Genomic DNA, 2,306 nt, shown 5'->3' with positions numbered 1-2,306 from the left:
GCATAGTTGTCGTGACTTGGGTAACACCTATTTTGATACTGCCGATAAATGGCTTCGAAAGCACGACATTGGTTTAAGAATTCGCCGTTTTGATGATGTATTCGTCCAAACCGTAAAGACAGCAGGACGCGTCGTCGCAGGCTTACATCAAAGACCAGAATACAATGCTGAGCACACTAGCGACGAGCCTAATCTGTCGCTTCATCCTCTAGATATTTGGCCTCCAGGTAAAGATGCAGAAATGCTGCAATCCGAGCTTATGCCATTATTCTCGACCAACTTCACACGTGAACAATGGCTGATTGGCATGCCCGATGGCAGTCAGATTGAAGTTGCCTTTGACCAAGGCTTAGTTGTAGCCAAAGGTGAAGACGAAGAAGAGAAGCAAGAGCCGATTTGCGAAGTTGAACTGGAACTTAAGTCTGGCCAAACCGAAGCTTTATTCACGCTGGCACGCAGCTTTTGCGAGCAAGGCGGTATGCGTTTGGGTAACTTGAGCAAAGCGGCGAAAGGTTATCGACTTGCAAGCGGTTATGCGGGTGATGAAGTAAAATCATTGGCACTTGTGGACAGTAGTCCGACGGATACCGTTGAATTTTGCTTGATCAACTCTTTAGAGCACGCTTTGTCTCATTGGCATTATCACGAGCAAATTTATGCTGAGCGTGACAGCGTGGAAGCACTGCGTGAAATCAGTAATGCCATTCGTTTCATTCGTCAAACATTGACTATTTTTGGCGGGATTGTCCCTCGTCGCGCAAGTGCGATTCTGCGCCAAGAGCTTAAATGGTTGGAAGAAGAACTGAGTTGGTTGGATGAGCATGCACACCTTGAAGAGCTCTTAGATGACAAAGGCAATGTGCTGCGTAAATTGGATGCGCGTAAGTTCTTAGTATCTGAGTTGACTCAGCAGTTACAAGAGTTGCCAAGCCGTGAAGAAGTGCTAGGGTTGCTCAATTCCGCGCGTTACACAGGGTTACTGCTGGATCTAAGCCGCTGGATCTTAGCGCGCGGTTGGCAGCCATTTCTTGATGAAAAAGCACGTGAAAAAATGGCAAGTAACATCATGCTGTTTTCAGTTACTCAGCTCGATCGCACTTGGGCTGAGCTAATGGAAGCTTTCCCAGCAGAGCGCGATTTGACGGCGCAAGAGTACGTTGATCAGCGCTATCGCTTATTGCGTAACCTCTATACTGGCATTGGTTTCGCGAGTTTGTATAACTCGGATGAGCGTAACAGCTTTCGTTTACCATGGGCGGATCTGGTGCATGGTATCGATGATCTGCTAATGCTGAACCACTTGCTCCCGTTGGTTGATATGCTGGAAGACGCAGAAAAAGAGCAGTTAGAACGCTGGTTGCACCGTCAAGAGCGTTCAATTTTACATGCAATGGATCAAACCCGAGCGATCAGTGTGGAAGTGCAGCCTTATTGGCGTGAATGATCGTTCTGGTGGTAACGACAAAAAAATAGGACCATGAGGTCCTATTTTTTTGTCTCTGTTTTACGTTGTTGTAGCTCTTTTTCCATGAAATCGAGTCGTTCTAGTATTTGCGCTTGTTGGCTTAGGAGCTGCTCGAGCATACGTTCTTTATTGATTGAACTGTGCGTCTGTTGTTTCGTTGGGGCAGTAAGGATAGAGGTGATAAGACCCGAGATCATACCAAAGATACCCACCCCGCAAACAATGATGATGACAGCCAAAAACTTTCCTATGGAGGTCACTGGATAATGATCGCCGTAACCAACCGTTGAGATTGTTACAAATACCCACCACAAAGCATCGGCGCCAGTACGAATATTCGCTTCTGGGTTTTTCGCTTCGATAAACAGCATTGCACTAGAACCGAGTGTTATGAGGATAACCATCAATAGCAGTATAGAGGCGACCGTGGTTTCGCGGCGGTTTTCTTTGAGCTGATGCAAAATGAACTTTGACGAACGCAGTACTAATACCACTCGCATAATATGAAAAATACGAGCAAAGCGCAGGGGCTCTATCAATGGGATACTCGCCACGAAATCTATCCAATGACGTTTAAGGAATAACCAGCGATCTGTGGACCGGATCAAATCAATGGTGAGCTGTAGTAGAAAAATACTACAGATTATGAAATCCAGACCGATAAGAACTTGACGGGTTTCGTGATCGATCGGGAAAAACAACAAGCCAGAGATCACAAATAGTGCCATAAAAGACAATATTAGTGACAACAGGCCCATCGGTCGTGTGCTGTCTTTGATATCATTGTTTTTCATACGAAGCTCAAAATAAATCGCGTAACCACGCAAAGCGCGAACATAAC

General features: G+C 45.8%; 2 protein-coding genes. One reads left to right on the top strand and one right to left on the bottom strand.

Features of this window, described 5'->3' with window-relative positions:
• Positions 1-1,444, top strand: a 1,444-nt coding sequence (locus tag CAG68_RS07805) for a CYTH domain-containing protein (protein ID WP_161440979.1), incomplete at its 5' end; no start/stop codon positions are given.
• A gap of 41 nt (positions 1,445-1,485) precedes the next feature.
• Here CAG68_RS07805 and CAG68_RS07800 read toward each other — a convergent pair.
• On the bottom strand, positions 1,486-2,259 hold the full coding sequence (locus CAG68_RS07800; RefSeq protein WP_005387432.1) for a potassium channel family protein: 774 nt from the start codon (positions 2,257-2,259) through the stop codon (positions 1,486-1,488).
• Between the last annotated feature and the right edge of the window lie 47 nt (positions 2,260-2,306).

Origin of the sequence: Vibrio sp. V42_P2S4T144, from assembly GCF_009904715.1 — a bacterium.
Lineage (GTDB): Bacteria > Pseudomonadota > Gammaproteobacteria > Enterobacterales > Vibrionaceae > Vibrio > Vibrio alginolyticus.
Note: the sequence above shows the minus strand (reverse complement) of the source record. Positions and strands in the feature narration are given on the sequence as shown.

Coding starts and splice junctions, on each gene's coding strand:
- CAG68_RS07800 (WP_005387432.1), bottom strand. CDS start 2,259: ATGAAAAACAATGATATCAAAGACAGCACACGACCGATGGGCCTGTTG.